Below are 22564 nucleotides of genomic sequence, written 5' to 3'. Positions count from 1 at the left end.
GCAAAAAATAAACTACAAATACGGCGAAGGAACAGCACTTTTTCTTATCAGTTATGTGTACGACCAAACAGGCGACTGGCTTCCTGCCATTTCCAACCTCGAACAAGCCATTACGATATTTACCGAAACCAAAGATTCGGTGTCGTTACTTGCTTGCTACCTTAACCTGGGCGTATTTTATTCATACGGAAAAGACCAGGTACAGGCACTTAATTACCTGATTAAAGCAAAAAATATTTGCGAAGAGGCAAACCAAACTTACGGGCTTTCTGAAGCGTATTCAAACATTGCCACGTATTACGAATATTTAAAAGAATACCGAAGCTGCCAACTTTATTACCAAAAAGCTCTTGATGTTGATGTTGAAACCCAAAACACCCGAAACCAGTGTTTGAATCACATTTCGCTGGGCTATACCAACTTAAAATTAAATCAACAGGAACAGGCCCTTCATCATTTGAATAAGGCTCTGGAACTGTTACCACAAATTAATGACAAACAGCGGGAGATTGAAGTTCTCCTGGGCTTTATTACCTATTATCTTGAAACAGAAGACTTATCGTTGGCAAAAACCGATATTGACCGGGTTACTGATTTGAAAAACCAAAATAGTCAGATAAAATATGACGTTGAAATCAATTATTTACAAGGTAAATATTACCTCAGAAAGAAAGATTTCAATACGGCGGTAAACTACTTCAACAAAGCCATTTCGAAAAGCCTGGAATTGGAAAAACTTGACTATGTCTCGGATTATTACACCGAAGCAGGAGAAGCTTATGCCGGCCTTGGGCAATACGAAAAAGCCTACCAAATGAACATGAAAGCCAAAGAGGCATTTCAATTGTTAAAGCCCGATGAAATTATAGAAGCACTGGGCAAATTCGAAGCCGACGAAGCCAGTAAGGCCGAAAGAAATAAAATTCTGCTCGAGCAGCAGTTGGCTTCAGCAAAAAACGAAAGCGATCAATTTAAATTTCGCGTAAAAGCGGCCTTTGCCATTGTTGCCTTACTTATTATTTTGGTGACACTCAGTTTTTTCCTTATCCTCCGAAAAAAACACACCGACGAGCTAAAAGCCAACTACAACACCATCAACCGTCAGAAATTATTGCTTGAAGAAAACCTCGTAAAACTTGCTGAAGACGAAAAAAACCTCAAAAAACTAAACGCCACAAAAGACAAATTCTTTTCGATTATAGCCCACGATTTAAAAAATCCGTTTAATGTTTTAATTGGCATTTCCGATTTGCTGCGTAATGAAAAGAAAACCAGAAACTCGGATGATTTTGATGTGCTAATTAACGGCATGTACCAGGCAGCCACCAGTGGTTACGAGTTATTGGAAAACCTGTTGGAATGGTCGCGTACACAAACCGGATCCATTAAATTCGAGCCACAATCATTCTTTATTCATAAAGTTTTTGAAATTAACAAAGATCTCAATCTTGAGGTAGCCAAAACCAAAGACATAAGCATCAACATTTCGGAAAAGAAAGTTATGGTTTATGCTGATTTCGATATGGTGAACTTTATTGTTCGAAACCTACTGAACAACGCCATAAAATTCTCAAATCAAAACGGCAAAATTGATCTGCTTGTCAAAAAGGATGGCGAAATGCTGATTGTTACGGTAAAAGACAATGGCATTGGAATGACTCCGGAAATGATTGAAAACCTGTTTAAAATTGAAAAATCGGTGCAACGCGAAGGAACTGCTCACGAAAAAGGAACAGGTTTAGGTTTAATTCTTTGCCAGGAATTTGTTAAAATAAATGGCGGCAATATCTGGGTCGAAAGCGAAGAAAATCTTGGCAGCAGCTTTCATTTCAGTCTTCCGCTTTCGTTATCGTAACTATCCTTTCCTCACAAAACGTGTTGCAGGATAGGTTTCGCAATCATTTGAGTTATCCGATTTCTTTGCATATTTGTACCATACCAGTACCTACCAGTGTAAATTTTGTATCTGAAGAAACAAATATTTTACTGAGAGCGTATGTATGTATTAATGAAAAGGCGTCTGTGTATATAGAACCTTATATGAAATTCGGTTACAATACACCACCTTTATTACAAAAAGCAAGTTCTCTTATGTAGTACGCCGGTGTATTTACCCACTAAAAAAACAAACAGTTTTTATAATATGAAATCATTATTTTCTTTCATTATCATTTTAGCTCTTTTCTCGGCTTGTGTCGAAACAAGCAGCGAAACCCGAAGTGTACAAACACTGCAAAAAGACTGGAAATTTATTAACCAGGAAGTTGCCGATGCACACCTGCCACAAACCGATGCAGCCAACTGGGAAACCGTTGAGGTTCCGCACGACTGGGCTATTAAAGGACCTTTTGACAAAGAAATTGACGCACAGAAAGTTCGCGTTACTCAGGACATGGAAAAAGAGGCTCGCCTGCGCACCGGACGCACCGGCGCACTGCCACACATTGGTATTGGCTGGTACCGCAAAACATTCGAACTTCCGGATTTTGGCCCCGGCAAAAAAGCCCTGCTTGTTTTTGATGGTGCCATGAGCAATGCCGAAGTATACGTAAACGGCGAAAAAGTTGGAAACCGCCCCTACGGTTACAGTTATTTTTATTTTGATATCAGCGATTATGTAAATCCCGGCGAAGAAAACCTGTTGGCTGTTCGCCTTGAAAATAAAGAATCATCATCGCGCTGGTATCCCGGTGCTGGAATCTACCGCAAAGTGCAGCTTATTGTAAAAAACGAGGTAAATTTTAACCAATGGGGAACATTCATTACCACACCCTTTGTCTCGGAAGAAGAAGCGCAGGTAAACATTAAAGCCCAAGTTAACGGCAGTAACGTTAAAGTGGTTACCGAAATAAAAGATGCCGAAGGAAACGTGGTGGCAACAAACACCACCGACGAAGTTTTTGGCACCAAAATAGAACAAAACATTGCTATACCGAATCCGAAACTATGGGATACGGAAACGCCCTATTTGTACACCGCAAATATGAAATTGTATGAAGGCAACACACTAAAAGACGAACAAAACATTCGTTTTGGCGTGCGAAGTGTGGTTTACGAACGTGGTAAAGGTTTGGTGCTAAATGGCAAAGTTACCAAGTTTAAAGGGGTGTGTCTGCATCACGATTTGGGGCCGCTTGGCGCCGCGGTAAATAAAGCAGCATTAAAACGCCGGCTCACTATTTTAAAAGATATGGGTTGTAATGCCATCCGTTCGTCGCACAATATGCCATCGATGGAGCAACTGGAGCTTTGCGACGAAATGGGCTTCCTTTTCCTGGCCGAAAGTTTTGACGAATGGGCAAGGCCAAAAGTTGAAAATGGCTACAACCTTTATTTTAACGATTGGGCCGAAAAAGATGTGATAAATCTGGTTCGAGCAACACGCAACCACCCGTGTATTGTTATGTGGAGCTCGGGCAACGAAGTTCCCGACCAGTGGGGCAACGAAGGTGTAAAACTGGCAAAATGGCTGCAGGATATTTTTCACCGGGAAGACCCAACGCGCCCCGTTACCGTTGGAATGGACCAGGTAGGCAATACTCTGAAAAATGGATTTGGTGCTATCATGGATATTCCAGGGCTCAATTACCGTTTGCATTTATATGATGAAGCCTACGAGCGTTTTCCTCAAGGCTTTATTCTTGGCTCGGAAACCGCATCAACAGTAAGTTCCCGCGGAATTTACAAGTTTCCTGTGATAGAGGGAAAAATGATGAGATACGATGATTTCCAAAGCTCATCATACGATTTGGAAGCTTGTTCATGGTCGAACATCCCTGACGAAGATTTTTACTGGCAGGATGATTTTGACTGGGTAATTGGCGAATTTGTCTGGACCGGGTTTGATTACCTCGGCGAACCTACACCATATAACGAAGCGTGGCCATCGCGCAGTTCGTATTTTGGCATTTGCGATTTGGCAGGTTTACCAAAAGACCGCTACTACCTGTACCGCAGCCGCTGGAACACGGAAGACGAAACCCTGCACATTCTTCCGCACTGGAACTGGCAAGGCCGCGAAGGAGAAACAACACCTGTTTTTGTGTACACCAATTACAACAGTGCCGAATTGTTTGTAAATGGCAAAAGTCAGGGCATTCAGAAGAAAAGCAAGGAGACATTGCTGAACCGGAACCGCCTGATGTGGATGGATGTGACATACGAACCGGGAACTGTAAAAGTAGTAGCTTTCGACGACGATGGAAATGCCGTTGCCGAACAGGAAATTCACACCGCCGGAGCGCCTCATCACCTGCAATTATCAGCCGATCGAGAGCAGATTACTGCCGATGGAAACGACCTCAGTTACATCACCGTTTCAGTGGTTGACAAAGACGGCAACCTATGCCCTACCGCCACCAACCAACTGAATTTTAAAGTTAGCGGTGCAGGAAAATATAAAGCCGTTTGTAACGGCGACGCCACCTCTCTCGAATTGTTCCATCTTCCAACAATGAAGGCCTTTAGCGGTAAACTGGTGGTAACGGTTCAATCGCTTGAAGAGGCCGGAGAAATACAACTGGAAGTAAGTGGCGAGGGACTTGAACCTGCAACAATTTCGATTCAAACAAAACAGATTTAATACGACTAACTAATTATGAAAAAACTAATCTTACCAGCTATTCTAAGCTTGCTGCTGCTGGCATGCCAGCCTAAAACTAAAACAACAGAAACGCAGCCTGACCGTCCAAATATTATTTACATACTGGCCGATGATTTGGGTTATGGCGACCTGAGTTGCTACGGGCAAACGCATTTTTCAACGCCCAATATCGATAAGCTGGCCGCAAATGGCATGCTGTTTACCCAGCATTATTCGGGCTCAACGGTTTGTGCACCGTCGCGCTCGGCTTTAATGACCGGGCAACACACCGGCCATACGCCCGTTAGGGGCAACAAAGAATGGCAGCCCGAAGGCCAGTATCCCATGGCGGCCAGTGCTGTCACCGTGGCCGAAGCACTTAAAGAAGCTGGTTATGCCACCGGTGCTTTTGGCAAGTGGGGATTGGGTTATCCGGGCTCGGAAGGTGATCCGAACATGCAGGGATTTGACGAGTTTTATGGCTACAACTGCCAGCGAATGGGACATAATTACTACCCTTATCATCTTTGGCACAACCAGGAAAAAATTGTTCTTGAAGGCAATTCCGGTAAAAAAACGGAATCGTACGGACCGAAACTCATTCATAAAGAAGCGCTTCGTTTTATCGAAAACAATAAAAACCAACCGTTCTTTATGTATTATCCGTCCATAATCCCACACGCCGAATTGTTTGCACCTGAAGAGTATATTGCCAAATACCGTGACAAACTTGAGCCCGAAAAAGCTTACAAAGGAGTTGATGATGGCCCCAACTACAAACAGGGTGGCTACGGTTCGCAGCAGGAAACGCATGCAGCATTTGCGGCAATGGTTGACTACCTGGACATGCAGGTTGGTGAAATCGTTGCCAAACTGAAAGAACTGGGGATTTACGACAACACTTTGATCATTTTCACTTCGGATAACGGACCACATTTGGAAGGTGGAGCCGATCCTGAATACTTCAACTCAAACGGACCATTAAAAGGCTACAAACGCGATTTATACGAAGGCGGAATTCGGGTACCAATGATTGCAATGTGGAACGGAAAAATTAAAGCCGCCAGCACATCCAACCATATTTCTGCATTTTGGGATGTATTTCCTACCATTGCTGAAATTACCGGTATTTCTGCTCCCGACTCCATTGACGGAGTTTCATTTTTACCTACGCTGCTGGGCGAAGAACAAACGGCTCAGCACGATTATTTGTATTGGGAATTCCATGAATTGAAAGGCCGGCAGGCAATTCGTAAAGGCGACTGGAAACTGGTGCGATACAACGTTTTTACACCCGAAAAAACAACAACCGAATTATACAACCTGGCCACGGATGTGGGCGAAGAGAACAATGTTGCCAGCAACCATCCTGAATTGGTTGAGGAAATGATTGCGCTAATCGAAAAATCACATACTAAATCTGATCTTTTCAAATTCGGAAATGAAGAATAAACGGAACATTATGAGCAACAAAATCACATTTCTGCTTCTAATTGTGATTACATTGTTATCGTGTGAGCCCCAAAAACAAGAGGTTTCAAAACCCAATGTTCTTTTTATTCTGGTTGACGATTATGGCTACACCGATTGCAGCGTAATGGGCAGCAAATACTACGAAACACCCAACATCGACCGTATTGCCAACGAAGGGATGCTGTTTACCGACGGCTATGCAGCTTGTCAGGTTTGCAGCCCGTCGCGAGCCAGTATTTTAAACGGGAAATTCCCCGCCCGACATGGTATTACCGACTGGATTGGAGCAAAAACAGGCGAAGATTGGAGCAATACAGGCCGGGCTACAAAACTGCTTCCTCCGGAGTATGTCCATCATCTTGAGCACAGTTACACCACATTGCCCGAAGCAATGAAGGAAGCTGGTTATAAAACTTTTTTTGCCGGCAAATGGCATTTGGGCGAAAAAGGGTCGTGGCCCGAAGATCATGGTTTTGACATCAATAAAGGCGGTTGGGATGTTGGTAGTCCAATTGGCGGTTATTATGCCCCCTGGGAAAATCCGAATCTGCCGAGTGGCCCCAATGGAGAGAATCTCACCATGCGCCTGGCAAAAGAAACTGTAGAATTCATCAAAAACCATAAAGACACCGCTTTTTTCGCTTACCTATCGTTTTATGCGGTACATGGCCCCATTCAAACCACACAGGAGAAATGGGCAAAATACCGCGATAAAGCCGAAGCAATGGGAATTGCCGAAACCGGATTTGAAATGGGTCATTTTCTACCCATCCGTCAACATCAGGACAACCCCATTTATGCCGGGTTGGTAGAAAGCACCGACGACGCAGTTGGTTATGTGCTGGATGCCCTGGACGATTTAGGTCTGGCAGAAAATACAATAATCTGCTTTACCGGCGACAACGGAGGAGTGGCGGCCGGCGATGCTTTTGCCACCTCGAATAAACCCTTGCGTGGCGGCAAAGGATATCAATACGAAGGCGGAATTCGCGAACCATTCTTTATAAAAGTTCCTGACCTGGGGAACGGGCAAACCTGCAACACTCCTGTTACCGGAACCGATTTCTACCCAACAATTCTGGAACTTTGCGGTGCTGATTTAAAACCGGAAGAACACAATGATGGAGTGAGTCTTGTTCCGCTTTTAAAAGGCGAGTCGCTTGCCGAACGCCCTTTAATCTGGCATTACCCGCATTACGGGAACCAGGGTGGCGAACCATCATCAATTATCCGTTTGGGCGATTGGAAGCTTATTCATTATTACGAAGACGGCCGGGAAGCTTTATATAATTTGAAAAACGATTTAAGCGAAACCAATGACCTGGCGGCAGAGTATCCGGAAAGAGTAGAACAATTGAGCCAACAACTTTTTGCCATGCTGGAAGAAATGGGCGCTCGTTACCCAACACAAGATCCAACGTGGACAGCAGAGCGCGAAAAAGCTCATCTGCAAAAGGTTATTGATAAAAGATGGCCGGCACTGGAAAAAGAACGGCTTTGGATGCTCTCAGAGGATTTCGATCCGGGTAATAACTGGTGGGGAAGTAAAATAACAATTGACTAAGCAAAATATAGTCATATTTTATATCTTTTACGTCTTAATAAAACAGTACATTTTCTAATGTCTCAATAAACAACAGACAAAACAGCACATAATTTAAACCACATAACCAATGGAAAGAAGAAATTTTATTCGAAACACAGTAGCGGGCAGCCTGGCATTTAGCGGTATTTCCGGAATTGCAAGTGCAGCAACGCCAGATTCAAAAGTGTCAAATTCCGCTAAATTTAAGCTGAAATACGCTCCGGGGCTTGGAACCTTCCACGAGCATGTTGGACAAGACCCGATTGAAAACCTGAAGTTTATTGCCGACCAGGGTTTTACTGCATTTTTTGACAATGGCCTGATGTGGAAACCGGCCGAAATGCAGGAAAAAATTGGTAACGAAGCAGCACGGCTCGGACTCGATATCGGCCCGTTTATCGTTTATGCCGATCACGGTTCCAAATACGCTGTTACTGATGATCCTGTAGTAACTAAAATGCTGGTAGATAAAACAAAAGAGGCTCTTGATGTACAAAAAAGAACAGGTGCAAAAACAGGACTGATAACATTCGGTATATACGACGAAAAAATGGATTGGGATTATCAAACCATCAATGTAATCAATAATATGCGCGCTTGTTGTGATGTTGCCGGAACAACCGGACTGGATTTGGTTATGGAACCACTAAATCACCAGGTTGACCATCCAAAATTATTCCTCACAAAAATGGCGCAGGCGAAAATGATATGCGTAGCCGTTAATCATCCAAGTTGTAAAATTGTTGACGATCTGTATCATCAGCAAATTACCGAGGGTAACCTCATTATGAACATGGATATTTGCTGGGATTATATTGGTGCATTTCATTGTGGCGACAACCCCGGACGTAAAGAACCCGGAACCGGTGAAATTAACTTTGTCAATATCTTCAAACATATGCACGACAAAGGCTACAAAGGAACAATTTGCGCCGAGCATGGTAAAAGTATTTCCGGAAAAGAAGGCGAAATAGCATTTATTGAAGCCTACCGGAAAGCTGATTCTTTTGAAGTTTAAGAGTTAAAAAAGTAGATAATTGAAAAAGGTGGTTTGTTAACAAACCACCTTTTTTCATTTATGTTTAATCTAAGAGGAGGGTAGGCAGTTTACGGCAACACTACCGAAGAACCGCCAAATATTTTGTATTGGTTAGTATGTCCTTCTCCGAACGTTTTGCAAAGATCGTTCGACATTTGATAAACGCAGCTTCAAATCGTAAAAATTAAGCTCCATATTGTAAAAAGCATATACCTATACCAATAATTTGTACATTTACAGCACAACTTAATTCACAAATGATTCAAACTATTGCTCTATTGTCTCCCATTTACGTTACCTTATTTTGGGGCATAATATTTTTAGTTCAAAAAAAATCGGACAATGCCCCACGGTGGACACTAGGCCTGTTTTTAATTTTTGCGTGCTTTTTATATATCTCTCATGCCATATTTTTTTCGAGACTGTATCACCTTTATGCCTTTTTCGAAAGTATTTATTTATATATCGGACTGTCGCTCTACCCTCTTTTTTACACTTATATTTTAAAACTAACAACCCTTAGCTTTAAAACACCCCGTCATTTATTTCATTTTATACCCGGGGTTCTTTTTGGAGTAGTTTCGCTGATAATAACCTTTATACTTTCGCCCGAACAACGCATATATTATGTTAAAGTAATTCTCATCGAAACAAACCTGAAAGCCATAAATTTCAACACTTTACCCGGAATAAAAGGATACATCTTTCTGCTCAGCCGAATAGTTTTTATTCTTCAAACAATAGTTTATCTGATGCTGGTAATTCGACTCTCCAACAAACACAATAAAACCATTAACCACTATTTCTCGAATACCGAAGGCAAAAAAATGAACTGGGTACGTAACCTGAGTATCCTTGCTTTTGCCGTATCGGTTGCAGCTATAGCTTTTGCGCTTTTAGGAAGAAGTTATTTTGTTCATCATAACCTTTCGCTTCTTATTCCTTCAATTTTTTTCACCACAATATTTTTTCTGATCGGTTACAAAGGAAATATGCAGCGCGAAATCTTTGAAATGTTATACGAACAAGAGGAAGACAATGCGGACAAGGAGATTTCGGACAGCCCTGAAAATGACTTAAAAACACGACTTTTAAAACTATTTGAACACGACAAAATATACCAGGTTAACGAACTGAGAATAAGTACGGTTTGTGAATCGCTACTTACCAACCGCACCTACATTTCGAAATTGATAAACGACGAATTTGAAATGAATTTTAATGAGTTTGTAAATAAGTACCGGGTTGAAGAAGCCAAACAGCTTTTGCTTTCGCGGGAAAACAACAAATTTACGATGGAATATATTGCCCAGCAAGCCGGCTTTGGTTCGGTTGCGTCATTTTCGCGGGTGTTTAAAGAAATTGAGGGAATAACTCCGGGAAAATATCGCGAAAAACAAAATAATTCGTTTGAATGAGAACGCGGGGAGCGATTCTGGTCTTTAAACATTACAGCCTTAACAAATATTTCTGCTTCGCAAATAGATAAAACTCAAACCATTAATTGCTATTTTTATTCAACCAAAATATGGCTCCGGTTTGTATGAAAAAGACATAAGTTATTCCTCCGGCAGAAAACCAATTTAAAGCACGTAATAAAGAAGCATTGAAAGCGAATTACCATCAAATAATAAAATGAAAAAGAAGAAGAAAAGATCCATTACCGGGAAAATAATTATTGGAAGCATAGCCTTAATTTTTCTCACTTACGGTTGTTTTTTGAGCCTGTTGTGGCTGGGCGGAACAAAAACGCAGGCCAGGGTACTGAATTTCAGAAGAGAAATGGGCGAACGTAACGAAACCATTCGCAATCAGTATACCTACACCTATGATTATGAATTTACCATTTCCGGGAAAGAGTATTCGGGGAACTCGAAAAAAGTTAAAGGGCCGCTTTTTTTTAAAAATCAGGGAAACACCTTTATTACTGTTCATTATTTGGGGTGTTGTCCAGCTCTGAATGCCCCTGCTGATGATTTTAAACCCTGGTACAAAATTCTTATTTATTTTGCTGTAGCCATAGTTTTAGGCTATTTCATAAAAAGAATGTAATAAACACCTAACTATTTTCTTTTGTCTTTAAGCTTGTTAGCCATCCGCATTCTTTCAATGAGGGGTTTGGGATCGAATTCTATAGGTAGTGGAAGTTTGATTTCTTGAACATGACGCCAGGTACGGTCGGTATAGAAATAAGCTAAATGCAGTCCATAAAATGGAGTTTTTATGGCTTTTATTTTGGTCAATCCCGATAGAGGATAATCCCAATTATGAAAATAACCATTGAAATAGGCATATTTCTCTCCTATTAAAATTTGCCTATCTCCTTTTAAATTTTTACGGTAGTAATACCCAGGAAAAAAGCGTGAAGCCATAAAAACTGCGAATACTATTGAACCAATAATTATAAGAAAACCGCCCCTTTCGTCCGACTCGAGAAAAAACAAAAACGGGATAGTAAATATCAGGAACAAAATGCCAACGACCCACATTATTGCTTTGTTTTTTTCCTTACTCTCAGCTTTTAATGTGGAGGCATAATTATGCAGCATTTCATCATCCAACTTTAAATGAACCAAAAGCTTTTCCCCACTTTTCAGTTTGTCCATTTTTTTTGCCCGGTTTCGAAATATAAGTGCAGTAATGGCAAAACTTATGGTTAAAAAAATGGAGATAAATGCCAGCGCCCAGGCTTTGCTTAACGGATTTCCATCAGTAAATGGAAGTATCATTAACACTAGAGTTACTAGTGTAAGAAAAGTAAAAATGCGGGCCGTAGCACGTTGTTTGTTTTTTAATGCTGGAAACTTTTCGTTCATATTTTTCTGATATTAAAATTTTATTTCAACAAGGGACATCCACAATTCCGGCAGGTATTTTCTTCAATGCTATGCATAAATGCACAAGCGTTACAAAAAATTATTGTATCGCCTGATTTATCAAATTTCTCGTATGATTTTAGCCGCTCGTGCCACCTGACTCTTTCGCCAATTTGATAATAATTAAAAAGGGTAGCATCGTTTTCGCTCCTTATTTCGTGTACTTTCCCGGTTTCGCTTTTGATATACACGGTGTAAACGATACATTCAGCTTTCGATCCCTGATAGCCAATGTCTTTCAATACAATTTTAGTTTTTTTGTTTACCACCGTTCCATCCCAACTTCGCTTTTGTTTTGAAAGGCCGGAGAAAAATCCAACAACAACGAACATCAACCCAATTCCCAGCCCAATTTGAAGCGCTTCCGGATTGTCCATTTCATCGCTAAATGCGCCATAAAGGAAAAATCCTGTAATTACCATGGCGGCAATAATCAACGAAAATTGAAACTTCCATTTTTGGCTGTTTCTTATGTACTTGTCAAATGATGGGTCGTCTATTTTATGCGAATACACCACGTGCTTATTGCGTTATTGCTAACTGTAAAAATTTTAGTTCATTCTATTTTCTCAAAATGTGACCTTATACAAAACGATTGCTCATATAAGACCCTAATTTTTATCCTCTTTTTACAGTTTTGTTCCATTCCATTTTGAAGTAGGAGCACTATCGTTGTATCCCCATTTCCCCTGAAATGAACTAAAATCGTCGGAGAAAACAAACTGCAAGCGTCCTTTACCGTTCGATTGTGTCCAGGTCCCGGTAAGTGTTTGCCCATTTAAAGTACCTTCAAGTCTTCCATCTTTGTATTTGTATGTTCCGGTAACCTGGTTTCCATTAATGTGTAATGTAAGTTCGTTAAAGTCTGATTTATAAGTTCCCTCAATTTTAGTATTAGCATTATTTTGTACCACAGCACCATTGCTGCCCTTGTTCTCTCCGAATAACGGAAATAGCCCATCGTAATTCTCGGCAACTTTTACTCCATCCCACTTTCGGGTTGGAGTTTCATCGTTATATCCCCATTTACCTTTAAATGCCGAATAATTTGAGTTAAAACGAAACTCCATTTTCCCTTTTCCGTTGGTTTGAGACCATGTACCTGTAAGGATGTGATCTCCTATTTTACCTGCTATTCTTCCTCCCTTATGTTTGTATTCTCCAGTAAAGTCTTTTCCATTTACGTAAATTACCATTTTATCAAAATCGGTGTTGAAAACACCAAGAATACCTTCGTATGGAGAAGAACTTTGAACGCTCTCCGAGGATGCGTTTTTTTGGGGTTGATTGGTGCTGGCAAGCTCAACAGGCCTGTGACTATCTGTACTTGCACTATTACTCACAACAAAACTTACCGATGCAACTTCTTTCCCATTACTATCCGTATCGTGCATTCTAAGGTCATAGTTTCCTTCTTTCATAGGAGCTGTAAACGTTAAACTACCTGATGTCCTTTTTTTCAGGTACTGATAACTCAAATCATATTTATCGTTTACACCCTCATTTCCGTGTGGAATCCCGGATGGTATAATACCAACCCAGGCATTATCCGCATAAGATGCTGAAGCAGAAAAATTAACGTTTATTGATGCTCCGGGCTTAAACTGAGAGTTTGCCAATTGAAGTGTTTGTCCGTAAACTGCTAAACAGAAAACAGAAAGAAACAGCGTGTAAATTGTTCTTTTCATGATCGTAATTTTTTTTATCCTTTATTAAGGCTTTGAATTTTGTAATCAATATTTCTAACAGTGTGAATCAAGGTATTGAAATAATTATCCACCGGAGCAATCAAAACCTTACCTGTCCCGGAGAAAGTATTAACCAGCCCCTCGCCGGAAAGTACAGTAGAAAAAATTCCACGAGTGGCTTTGGTAACTTTTAAATCGATACCCGATGTTCGAGCAACAGCAAAATTGCCGTCAACCACCAATTTGTCGTTTACAAGCTCCACTTCTTCCAACGGACCTGCAGAATTGATAACTACTTTGCCGGTTCCGGCCACCACTGTTTGAAACCATTTTTCGCCCGAAAACATGGCACTGATGGCCCGGTTGGTGTAGGCTCCGATTTCAATTTCCAGCTCCGATGCGTAATACGCTCCCTGGTCAAGAATCCACTCATCGTTTTGCAATTCGAGAATGGTAAATTCACCAAACGAAGGTGTCAGGAAAACTGTTCCCGTTCCGGTAATTACGGGCTTCACCACTTTTTCTTTGGTAATCATCGATTTAAAAAATTTTCCCATCCTCGGAATATTTGATTGCAATTCCAGGGTTCCCTGCATGTAGTGCATGGCGCCGGCTTCGTAACGAAACGATGCATTTTCCAAATCTACTTTCACCATATTCAGGCGTTCGCGGTTTACCACATCAAAAGTTACTTTGCCCACAGCGGGCCGTTGCGCGGGTGCAGCCTGGCCTATTGAATTTCCACACGAACCACAAAAAGCTGCTCCGGCTTTTACTTCGTTTCCACAATTTGAACAAAATGCCATATCTCTTATTTTTTTAGGTTTCCTTTCATATAGTCAATCCACACAAATCCTTTACAAACAGTAAATAATTTAGCTTCAAAATACTTCTCGCTTTTTAAATCCAGTATTACACGAGTCGTGCAATCCTCTTCAACAATGTTAAATGTGTACACATTCCCTTCTTTCTGAGGATTATACTGTTTAAGGTAGATCAGATCTTCTCCTGGTTCATATTCTGCTGAAGGGGCATTTACCGCTCCAAGCTGTATTGATCGTTTATACTCTTCTTCCAGTTTTCGAACAGCACTTATTCTTTTTGCTGCATTTCTTTCTTCTGCCTGCTTTTTCGCCTCTGCGTCTCCGAGAGTCAGATTCGCAATCTCATTCATAAAGTTATACAGCTCCGAGGCTTCATGCTCTGATATTTGCCAGGGGCCATCTGCCAGTTCCTTTTTCATCTGAATAATTACAGGAACCGTACCGTTTTTAGCCTGAAACTTAAAGCTTTGTTTGACTTCCTCAAACTCGTCTTCTTCTTCATTAACCGGAATAAAAAGTGTGGCTTTGGCAGGCATGCCTGCATCGATAAAACCGGCGTAGGTGCACGGAAAATCCATTTGAGCCTCTTCGTTTAAAAAGCCTTCCCACAGTTTTTCAATTTCTTTTTCGGCTACGCTAAAGGCCACTTTAAAACCTTTGTAGTTTTTGGCATCTTCCTCATCTTCCAAATCCAGTGTGCATTTAATTTTATATTGGGTATTCAGCATTTTTGCCAGATTCGAGGCATTTTCCTGCATCTCTTCACGCGCCCTGTACAAGTAATTCTGATGTAAACGCTCAACTACCGGCTGAATGTATTGAAGGATATACACCCGGAATTCTTTGTTTAGATCATCTTTCATTTTAGCGTTTATTCCGGCATCAAATGTCCAGCCATGCTTTTGAAGCTCGGCCTGAATAATGGCCCGGTCGAAACTGGAATCCCAAAAATCCTGGATGTATTCCTGAATGACTTGCTCTACGATTTCTTCAAACTTCGATGCATCTTTGGCATCTTCCATGCGCCAGTAGATTTCTTTTTTCCACCAGCGTAATTTTTTTCCACCTTGTGTGCGCTGGTAGTAGTTAAAATTATCGAACACTGCCCGATACAGTCTGGTTCGGCCGGCAATGGCTTCGTTGGCAAAGGTTGTTAGGGCATAATCGATTGCAAAAACACCAATAAAGGCAATATTTAAAGCCCTTGTATTGATGATTTTCCCGGCTGCAAAATTGTAGGTGTTTTTAAGGGTTTCGAGCACTGCCTTTTCTTTGTTCCCTTTTTGTGCATCCATAACCGAATTTACCAGTGCCAGTCCATAACCCAGGTTACCCACCATATTGTTAAAATCTGATAACTGCGACATATCCAACACATTCTCGGCAAAGGACAGTCCGGCTGCTTCCAGCCCATACAATTCCAGGGCGGAACCCCAGCAGGCCGCCAGGTAATCATCGCTTTGTTGTTGCATAACTTTGGCTGGATCGTAGCCTTCCAAAATCTGCACCTGCGAAGTTGAAGTTAACCGGCCCCACAATTTGTAGCTTTCATCAGCCACAGTCATAAGCGGATCGTGCGCCAGTTTAATGGTTTGGAAGGTAAAGGCAAACATGGATAAATGATTGGTATAAGCCCGTATTTTACGAATACCCGGATCGTAATAACAAAGTACCTGTTTCCATTCTTTCCCGCTGGGTGAAAAACACTGGGCAAAATGTTGTTTGGGATTAAAACCTGGCGGAACATCGTATTGAATTTCAATAACATCATCAAGCTCGTGCATGTCACCCAGGGTAATGTCAAGCACTTCGCTGGCCGTTTTTCCATTAGGTAAAGTCACCGCTTCCAGTTTTTTTATTTCAAGTTGCTCTTCACCATCAAACATACCAGCAGGTAAAACAACAGTAAGGTTATCGGCAGCTTTTATAATTGCATGGGTGGAGTCGGTATTCACCTTTTCGTTGTACAAACTTTGCAGTGCTTTGGCTTTTGTGACTTTTACAGTTTGTTTTTTCGTTGTACTTTTTAATGGTCGTTCGTTTGTTTGTTCCGAAAAAGTTTCGCCTTTGTATTCGTTCCACCAGTCGGTGGTGTAATAAAGCGCAGCCACAAGGCCAATCAGCAAAACAATTAAAATCAGGATTGATTTTAAAAGACACCCCAAACAGCCCCGTTTATTCTTTTGGCGGTTTTGTGGTGGCGGCTGATAGGCAGCCTGTTTATTAAGAGGTGGTTTTGGCCCGCCCGTAATAATTTTTCGGCCTTCTTTGGTGTATTTGGGTTCTTCGGTTTTGGGTTCAGGACTGCTTACTGCATTTTCACCCTTAAGCGAAGTACCACACGATCCACAAAACCTGGCCCCATCGGTTATTTCTTTTCCACAATTTGAACAGAATGGCATAATTGTATTTATTTAATTTTTGTTCCTTTTATATCCATATAGTTAAACCAGTAAAATGTACCTTTCGATGTCGTGAATTCCTGACTACCAATAAACTTACCTTCAAAGTTTTTATCATCAACAAGCCTTAACACATAGGTTGTTTGATATTTATCACTCTTCTGTTTTGGAGCAATAATAAAGAGGTTGTTCTTTTTTGTAAACGAATAATTTTCGGGGTTTAATTTTAAAGTAATTTCATCGTCTACATATTTCGAAGGGTGGCTTGAAAAAACAGGATTACTAAGCGTTTCTGCTATTTTTTTCTTGAAATAGCTCTCTGTTTCAGATTTAGTATCAAAATTGAGTACATCTCCCTCAACTGTATTTTGTGGCACATTCATCGTCGACCATTCACCGTATGGAAAATTTCCCAAATCCTCTTTAATAAGAACTTCTATTTCTTTTGATTTTGAATTGGTATTGCCCAAACAATCCTGTACTTTAATATTCACACTTTTCTTCCCCGGTTTTTCCGGTGCTTCCCAATACACGGTTACAATATCATCTGAAATATTCCCGGATAACTCGCCAATAGTTTTGTAATAGGGTATTCCTCCCTGCACCGACACAGAGATTTCAATTGCTTGTCCGATATAAACCTTTTCCGGGGCACTAACGGAGGTAATGGATAAGTCTGGTGCATTGGTAATTTTTGCATCAATTGCTTTTATAAGTTGCTGCGTTATTGCAATGGCTTTTAATTCTTTTATCTCGGGATAGGTTTTCGCTCCATTTTTCAGAATGTTTAGTGCTTCAGCCGCATATTTTTTTGCATGGTTTAATTCAACACCTTTCGTATAATAATTTAAGGCATCGCGATAAGGATATCGTGCTGAATTAATGATCTGGTTTATTTTCTCATTACGTTCAGCCTCCTTTGCCCTCTGCTCCAACTCGTTATGTAATTGCAGTAGCATTTCAACATTGTCGAAGTTATGCCCAACAATAAACTGTCTGAGCTTGTTTAACAGGAAATTAGCTTTGTTCAGGTTTCCTGATTGAATAAGGTGGCTAATGTTTACGAGCTGGCGGCGAACCAAAATTGAATTATTAATTTTTTCGTTTAATTCAGCATTCTCAGCAGCTTCTTTTTCTTTTTCAAGCATCGCAATTTCGGTATATAGCGTTGAAACACGATTGGCGGTAAAGGCAATTACCAAGCCCGGCCCCAGGCCTCCACCCAGTGCTGCACTTGCTGCTCCTGCCCCTGTGCTAACACCATAATCAATAATTTTCCCGGTAGCATTTATAGCTTTAACCTCGGGTTCGTCATCACTGTAATAAATATCATAGGCATCGCTTAACACAAAAACACCATCAACAAAGGTTCCTACATACTTTCCAATACCTTCGGTGGCTTTATCCAGGTTTTTAATGTCTTTCCAATCGCTGGATACCTTGTCTTTAAGCAGATCGTAAAAAGCCCTCGCCTGGTTCGGATCCAATCCACTTGCTTCGCTTCTGAGCTTCAGCAACAAATCTTTCGACACTTTGCCGGTTTTTGCCAACACATCGTCAATTTCCTGCAATGTTTTTAAGGTAGCATTTCCTGCTTTATCGCCGGCTCCATAAACAATTTGTTTTAAGGTCTTTGCGTCAACTTTTATGCTTCCCGAGACTTCGCGGGCATAATTTTTTAACTGGCTGGTTGATAAGGCTGAGAGTTTTTGCAAGTTCGTTTTGGAAGCCGATACAAATCGATCGGCTAGTGCCTGAACCTGCTTTTCATCCAAGCCTTTCGCCGACTCCCAGAATTTTGTCATGGCTTTAGTAACTGCCTGACTTTTCCGCTCTGCTTCAAGGGCTTTAATCAAATTGGCTTCAATAGCTTTAACAGTTTCTGCTTTTACAAATGATTGTGCTGTTGCCGACGCTTCTTCAGTTTGCGATTTTTGCTTTTGTGCATTACAAACACTAAAACTAAGCATGCATATAATAATCAAACAATAATGACGTAAAATCCTCATGATACTGTTCTGTTAATTTTTACTGTTTTTCTGTAAATACTCCAGTTCCCACTCTGCTTGAACAGAACCGTTTTCCGCGGCTTTTTTTAATAGCTCCCTTGCTTTCTTTGTGTTCTTTTCTACCCAAATTCCCTGTTCATAGTAGTCGGCCAACCGAACCATTGCATTTGGATCTCCTTTAGACACCAGCTTTTCGTAATAGTCAAAAGCTTTATAAGGATCAGGATCGACATCAATTCCATAGCGGTATTTATCTGCACTGCTATTGTCGTTTGGATCTAATACAACCTTTTTCGCAGCTGCAGCATCCTTTCGGGCTGTTTTGTTTCTGTTTTCCGGAAGATGGCTTACATCACCTTCCTCAATATCCACAATTCCGGGAATATCTGTATCCGATAAGCTGTTATTAACCTCCTTCTCAACACGTATATCACTATTGGCATCTGCACCATCTTCATCAACAAATAAAACATTTACTACAATTATTAGCAGAGTTGCTCCCAGAACAATGGCAATAAGAATTAATAAGGTTCGAAAAAAGCACCCCAGCGGACCTCGTTTTTTCTTCTTTAGACTTTTCTTTGACGCTGGTTTAGCAGATGCCTTTTTAGGCTGCCCTACTTTGGGGCCGCCCGTTATGATCTTCCGGCCTTCTTTGGTAAATTTTTCTTCCTTCGGTTCTGGGTTTCGTTGTGTTGGAGGCGCAGTTTTTGGCTCGGTTTTACCTGTTACGGAAGCGCCACAACCGGAACAGAATTTCTCATTTTCTTCCAGCTCCTTCCCACAGTTTGGGCACTGGTTTTGGCCTGCTAATTGGTCTTTCCCGCACTTCCCGCAAAAGCGTGCTCCTGCCGAAAGTTCGTTTCCACATTGCGTACAGAATGGCATAGTTTAAGTATTGTAATGTTAAGTATTAATCGTAGTCGTCATCATCACCACCGTAGTCGTCGTAGTCGTCGTCATCGTATCCTCCTCTGCTTCTTCCTTTTTTCGACTTACCGAAAATTGCCACATATACAGCAAAGCCAATAATCACAATTGTTCCCGGAATTCGAATTGCTTCCTTTAATTTTTCCTCAGCATTGTCATCCACCTGAAACCAGATAACAGTTGCCAGAACAGCTACTAAAACAATGATAATAGCAGCAATAATCAAGCGCTTGAGCAGTTTTGATTTTCCGGTGTTCATTTTCCCGGAATACGATCCTTTTGATACGATTTTATGGGGTTCCGGCTTTTTACTTTGTTGATTGATTTGTTCTGTTAAGAGCTTCGATCCACACTGTTCGCAAAATGTAGCTTCGGCATTATTCATTTTACCACACTGTGAACATGCTGTGTTTTGAAGGTTTTCAACAATATTATTTTCAAGATTTTCACCACAATGAGGACAAAACTTAACGTTTGGCTCTATCACATTGCGACACTTTGGGCATTGATTTTGGCTCATGGATTTTAAGATCAGTTGATTGTTTAAAAATATAACATTTCATTTAAATACTGAACTTAAACACAATATTGTTATGCGCAGTTACAACCTTTTGTTACTGTAATTATCTTTTGCGTAAACTCTTACCAAAATAAAGCCGCTAAATCCTGAAAGAAAATAGGCATAATTTAATGGACCAAACAAGTATAAAAGCGTTTTAGAAAAACACAATTATTCGTATTGAAGTGCCTCAATCCCGATACGCTTAGCTATCGCGGATCTCCGTCTTAATCATATCGTAAGGCTTCGACCGGATTTCGACTGGCCGCCCTGTACGATTGAAAACTTACTGTAAACAATGCGATTACCAATGCCAATACTCCGGCTACCACAAAAATCCACCAGCTTAAATCGGTTTTGTAAGCAAAATTCCCAAGCCATTTATCCATGGCAAACCATGCCGCCGGACATGCAATTACAAAGGCCAGTGCTACCCATTTGATATAATCTTTGTTTAGCAACGTCAATATCTCGGAAACACGCGCACCATTAACTTTTCGCACACCAATTTCTTTGGTACGGTTTTGTGTAATAATCAGCGCCAGGCCAAACAATCCCATGGAGCAAATAAACAAGGCAATAAGCGTAAAAACCGAAAGCAAACGTGCCTGCAGCAGCTCGGCTTTATACACCCGTTTGTACATGGCATCAACGTGCTCGTACTGAAACGGATATTCGGGAAACAGATCGCCCCACACTTTCGACATATCTGCCAGTGCTTCGTTTTTCATTCCGGGTTTAAACGAAACCACAAAGTTTAGAAGCCACAATTTATCGCGTTTAAAAAGCACCAGCGGCTCTACCTGTTTTCGTAAACTCGACAAATGAAAGTCTTCAACCACGCCAATAATTTTACCTTTTGGAATGGTAATTCCCGATCCCGGAGATGAAAAAATAAGCTTGAAATCTTTGCCGATAATATCCTCCGGATCTGAATAATGCAGGCGTTTCATGGCCGCTTTATTGATGATGTATTCGCCCAAACCTTCATTGTCTTTGTTGTTTTCCGAAAAATTGGTCCCGGCCAAAAACTGCAGGTTGAATATCGATGCAAACGAATAATCGCACGGAAAAACACCAATGCCATCAGAGTTCTGTTCGGGATCTTCCGACTCGTAAGCTTCCATTTCAAACGGAAACATATCGTTTGCCTCGCCACCCGGTGGTTCCATCATGGCAGAAACTGACTCGATGCTGTTGTATTGCAGCAATTCCTCTTTAAGCACACCAAACTTTTGCTGAATGCTGGCATGAACCGATTCGAAACAAATCACATTGTCTTGCTGAACGCCCATACTGTTTTTTAGCGCGTAGTTGGTTTGCCGCGAAATAACAATTACGGTAATGATTAAAGCAATGGAAAATGCATATTGAAAAACGATTAAAACACGGCTGACACCATTTCGATGTACCGCCACAGCAGATCCTCTGCTTGCCCCCAACCGAATAGAAGAGAAAACCGATTTCAGAACAGGAAGCATACCAAATACCAGCGTTAATAAACTGAATGCCAAAACCAACAGAATAATTGTTGTGGAGTTACCGGCCAGCAAATTCAGCTTATAAAAACGAATGATTCCGGTATTAACCGGCACCGACAGTAAAACGGTAAAAAACAAGGCGGCCGCAAGAATACAAACCCCCTCGAAAAAGAAGTATTTAACCACCGCACTTTTTGAGGACCCCAACAACTTGTTTATAAACAGGTATTTTGCACTGAAACCGCTCATTCCAATATTCAGGTTGGCGTAATTACTTATTGAAATTAGCAGCAAAATAAAAGCGGCAATAGCCAGCACATAAACGTTTCGGATGTTGCTGTTTTCCTCTATCTCGCGGAGTTTATGCGAGTTTAAATGAATATCGGAAATCTTTTGCAAATGCACTTCGGTATCCATTTCCTCCGGGTTGGTCTCGTTATTGTTTTTCAGGTAATCGTAAATTCCTGCAGTAACATTTTCAACAGTAGCATTTTCGTTTAAAACCAGGTAAGTCCAGGCCCAACCGTATGTAAACTGATCAGTAAGCGGAGTAGCCACAAAATCGGGATGAAAGTGACTGTTTGCCGGAAAGTCTTCCATTACTCCTGCAATGGCAAAATCCTGGTCTTCGCCGTAATACTGCCCTGATGGCAACGTCAACACCGCTCCCACCGGGTTAGTTTCTCCAAAAACCTTTTGAGCAAAACTTTGGGTAACAACCATTGATGCCGGATTTTCAAGCACGGTTTTTTTATTGCCAATCAACATTTTGGCATCAAAAACATTGAAAAAAGTACTGTCGCATTCAAAAGCCTGCGCCACTTTGTAGTACCGCTGATCGTATTTCATTAAACCGCCACGCACCGGACGCAAACGGACAAATTCTTCCAACTCCGGCAGCGCATCACTCATTTCATGAATATACCCGGGATTGACTATCCGCGCAAAGTGTTTTCCGCTGAAAAAATCGGGATCTGTTATCGTATAACGATAGGTGCGAGTCGATTTCTGATGAAACGAATCATAGGTCAGCTCATTTTTCAGAAACAGTGCGATAAATATTATCCCGGTTAAAGCCAGACCAAGTCCGATTATTTTAACCAGGTTTAAAAAGGG

16 protein-coding genes are annotated in these 22564 nt (G+C 41.1%); 7 read left to right on the top strand and 9 right to left on the bottom strand.

What is annotated here, in order from left to right:
* From ABZB17_RS07535 to ABZB17_RS07505, 7 genes are all read left to right on the top strand, one after another.
* Positions 1-1855 (top strand): ATP-binding protein (locus tag ABZB17_RS07535; protein WP_372649067.1); only part of this gene is annotated, 1855 nt, incomplete at its 5' end.
* Positions 1856-2143: 288 nt separating this feature from the next.
* Complete coding sequence (gene galB / locus ABZB17_RS07530; protein WP_372649066.1) at positions 2144-4582, top strand: beta-galactosidase GalB; 2439 nt, start codon at positions 2144-2146, stop codon at positions 4580-4582.
* Between the two features lie 15 nt (positions 4583-4597).
* Positions 4598-6034: an arylsulfatase gene (locus ABZB17_RS07525; RefSeq protein ID WP_372649064.1), complete on the top strand. Its 1437-nt coding sequence runs from the start codon at positions 4598-4600 to the stop codon at positions 6032-6034.
* Between the two features lie 10 nt (positions 6035-6044).
* Positions 6045-7619, top strand: a complete 1575-nt coding sequence (locus ABZB17_RS07520) for a sulfatase (protein WP_372649063.1) — start codon at positions 6045-6047, stop codon at positions 7617-7619.
* A gap of 109 nt (positions 7620-7728) precedes the next feature.
* Positions 7729-8658, top strand: coding sequence for a hydroxypyruvate isomerase family protein (locus ABZB17_RS07515; RefSeq protein WP_372649061.1), 930 nt, complete (start codon positions 7729-7731; stop codon positions 8656-8658).
* Positions 8659-9431: 773 nt separating this feature from the next.
* A complete protein-coding gene (locus tag ABZB17_RS07510; RefSeq protein WP_372649059.1) occupies positions 9432-10097 on the top strand; it encodes a helix-turn-helix domain-containing protein in 666 nt (221 codons plus the stop codon).
* Between the two features lie 217 nt (positions 10098-10314).
* Positions 10315-10731 carry a hypothetical protein gene (locus ABZB17_RS07505; RefSeq protein WP_372649058.1) on the top strand — a complete coding sequence of 139 codons (417 nt, stop codon included), beginning with the start codon at positions 10315-10317 and terminating at the stop codon, positions 10729-10731.
* An 11-nt stretch (positions 10732-10742) separates the two neighbouring features.
* On the opposite strand, the gene ABZB17_RS07500 is transcribed toward ABZB17_RS07505, so the two are convergent.
* From ABZB17_RS07500 to ABZB17_RS07460, 9 genes are all read right to left on the bottom strand, one after another.
* Complete coding sequence (locus ABZB17_RS07500) at positions 10743-11495, bottom strand: hypothetical protein (RefSeq protein WP_372649056.1); 753 nt, start codon at positions 11493-11495, stop codon at positions 10743-10745.
* A 20-nt stretch (positions 11496-11515) separates the two neighbouring features.
* Positions 11516-12070, bottom strand: coding sequence for a hypothetical protein (locus tag ABZB17_RS07495; protein ID WP_372649054.1), 555 nt, complete (start codon positions 12068-12070; stop codon positions 11516-11518).
* A 114-nt stretch (positions 12071-12184) separates the two neighbouring features.
* On the bottom strand, positions 12185-13243 hold the full coding sequence (locus ABZB17_RS07490) for a hypothetical protein (RefSeq protein ID WP_372649052.1): 1059 nt from the start codon (positions 13241-13243) through the stop codon (positions 12185-12187).
* 14 nt (positions 13244-13257) lie between these two features.
* Positions 13258-14049, bottom strand: coding sequence for an AIM24 family protein (locus ABZB17_RS07485; RefSeq protein ID WP_372649050.1), 792 nt, complete (start codon positions 14047-14049; stop codon positions 13258-13260).
* Positions 14050-14054: 5 nt separating this feature from the next.
* Complete coding sequence (locus tag ABZB17_RS07480; RefSeq protein WP_372649048.1) at positions 14055-16469, bottom strand: zinc-ribbon domain-containing protein; 2415 nt, start codon at positions 16467-16469, stop codon at positions 14055-14057.
* An 8-nt stretch (positions 16470-16477) separates the two neighbouring features.
* On the bottom strand, positions 16478-18439 hold the full coding sequence (locus ABZB17_RS07475; protein ID WP_372649047.1) for a hypothetical protein: 1962 nt from the start codon (positions 18437-18439) through the stop codon (positions 16478-16480).
* A 51-nt stretch (positions 18440-18490) separates the two neighbouring features.
* Positions 18491-19366 (bottom strand): zinc-ribbon domain-containing protein, encoded by an 876-nt coding sequence (locus ABZB17_RS07470; protein ID WP_372649045.1) that lies wholly within the window; start codon positions 19364-19366, stop codon positions 18491-18493.
* 25 nt (positions 19367-19391) lie between these two features.
* Positions 19392-19928 carry a zinc-ribbon domain-containing protein gene (locus ABZB17_RS07465; protein ID WP_372649043.1) on the bottom strand — a complete coding sequence of 179 codons (537 nt, stop codon included), beginning with the start codon at positions 19926-19928 and terminating at the stop codon, positions 19392-19394.
* Positions 19929-20194: 266 nt separating this feature from the next.
* Positions 20195-22564 (bottom strand): ABC transporter permease (locus ABZB17_RS07460; RefSeq protein ID WP_372649041.1); only part of this gene is annotated, 2370 nt, incomplete at its 5' end.

Source organism: Draconibacterium sp. (assembly GCF_041583095.1).
Classification (GTDB): Bacteria; Bacteroidota; Bacteroidia; order Bacteroidales; family Prolixibacteraceae; genus Draconibacterium.
The sequence above is the reverse complement of the archived record's forward strand: the minus strand, read 5'-3'. Positions and strand labels throughout refer to the sequence as shown.

Bases quoted from the DNA above. Each gene is read 5' to 3' on its own strand.
- ABZB17_RS07490 (WP_372649052.1), bottom strand. From the start codon at position 13,243: ATGAAAAGAACAATTTACACGCTGTTTCTTTCTGTTTTCTGTTTAGCA.
- ABZB17_RS07500 (WP_372649056.1), bottom strand. From the start codon at position 11,495: ATGAACGAAAAGTTTCCAGCATTAAAAAACAAACAACGTGCTACGGCC.
- ABZB17_RS07475 (WP_372649047.1), bottom strand. From the start codon at position 18,439: ATGCTTAGTTTTAGTGTTTGTAATGCACAAAAGCAAAAATCGCAAACT.
- ABZB17_RS07505 (WP_372649058.1), top strand. From the start codon at position 10,315: ATGAAAAAGAAGAAGAAAAGATCCATTACCGGGAAAATAATTATTGGA.
- ABZB17_RS07480 (WP_372649048.1), bottom strand. From the start codon at position 16,469: ATGCCATTCTGTTCAAATTGTGGAAAAGAAATAACCGATGGGGCCAGG.
- galB (WP_372649066.1), top strand. From the start codon at position 2,144: ATGAAATCATTATTTTCTTTCATTATCATTTTAGCTCTTTTCTCGGCT.
- ABZB17_RS07510 (WP_372649059.1), top strand. From the start codon at position 9,432: ATGCTGGTAATTCGACTCTCCAACAAACACAATAAAACCATTAACCAC.
- ABZB17_RS07515 (WP_372649061.1), top strand. From the start codon at position 7,729: ATGGAAAGAAGAAATTTTATTCGAAACACAGTAGCGGGCAGCCTGGCA.
- ABZB17_RS07485 (WP_372649050.1), bottom strand. From the start codon at position 14,049: ATGGCATTTTGTTCAAATTGTGGAAACGAAGTAAAAGCCGGAGCAGCT.
- ABZB17_RS07525 (WP_372649064.1), top strand. From the start codon at position 4,598: ATGAAAAAACTAATCTTACCAGCTATTCTAAGCTTGCTGCTGCTGGCA.
- ABZB17_RS07470 (WP_372649045.1), bottom strand. From the start codon at position 19,366: ATGCCATTCTGTACGCAATGTGGAAACGAACTTTCGGCAGGAGCACGC.
- ABZB17_RS07465 (WP_372649043.1), bottom strand. From the start codon at position 19,928: ATGAGCCAAAATCAATGCCCAAAGTGTCGCAATGTGATAGAGCCAAAC.
- ABZB17_RS07520 (WP_372649063.1), top strand. From the start codon at position 6,045: ATGAGCAACAAAATCACATTTCTGCTTCTAATTGTGATTACATTGTTA.